Source organism: Streptomyces sp. GbtcB7, assembly GCF_019091445.1.
Taxonomy (GTDB): domain Bacteria; phylum Actinomycetota; class Actinomycetes; order Streptomycetales; family Streptomycetaceae; genus Streptomyces; species Streptomyces mirabilis.
Genome location: NZ_JAGXJM010000583.1, coordinates 1 through 239 on the forward strand (window position 1 = coordinate 1; position 239 = coordinate 239).

Consider the following 239-nt stretch of genomic DNA (forward strand, 5'->3'; position numbering starts at 1 on the left):
GACCAGGCAGGTGGAAGTGACCCGGGCGATGGGGGCAGCGGTGGCGCCGGACCACGTGGGCAACGCCCCCGGAACCTTCCGGCTCGGCCTTACCCTCCCCTTCCTCTACGTCTATGTGGCGCAGGTACGGGGACCCGGCTCCATGACGGCGGGCCTCGTGCTCGCCGTCTTCGCCGTGGCCGCTCACGTGGTGCTGCCGTTCGCCGGACGGGCCATCGTCCTGCGCGGCCCGCTGCCGG

General features: G+C 73.2%; 1 pseudogene. It reads left to right on the top strand.

Annotated features, from left to right (window positions below):
• Positions 1-16 precede the first annotated feature (16 nt).
• Positions 17-239, top strand: a pseudogene (locus tag KVT44_RS56910) (MFS transporter); the annotation flags it as partial.